Consider the following 230-nt stretch of genomic DNA (forward strand, 5'->3'; position numbering starts at 1 on the left):
GGGCACCACCATGCGGAGGAACAGCCCGTGCAGGTAGAGGGAGAGGGCGCCCACGACCCGCGCGCCCGCCGGTCCGGCGACATCGGGGGCGAACATGGTGCGGGCCGCCGTACGCGAGGTGATGTCGTACGACGCGGCCGCGACGTCGATCACCGCACCCTCCTCCCACTCCCCCCGGCCCGCGTCGATCATGGAGTTCATGACCTTGGCGTAGGTCTGGACCCCGGCGC

Annotated in this window: 1 protein-coding gene; it reads right to left on the reverse strand. The window is 72.2% G+C overall.

Annotated elements, in window-relative coordinates:
• Positions 1 to 201, reverse strand: a 201-nt coding sequence (locus KVT45_RS55900; RefSeq protein WP_302832729.1) for a hypothetical protein, incomplete at its 3' end; no start/stop codon positions are given.
• Positions 202 to 230 lie beyond the last annotated feature (29 nt).

This window comes from Streptomyces sp. GbtcB6, from assembly GCF_019091475.1.
Classification (GTDB): domain Bacteria; phylum Actinomycetota; class Actinomycetes; order Streptomycetales; family Streptomycetaceae; genus Streptomyces; species Streptomyces hyaluromycini.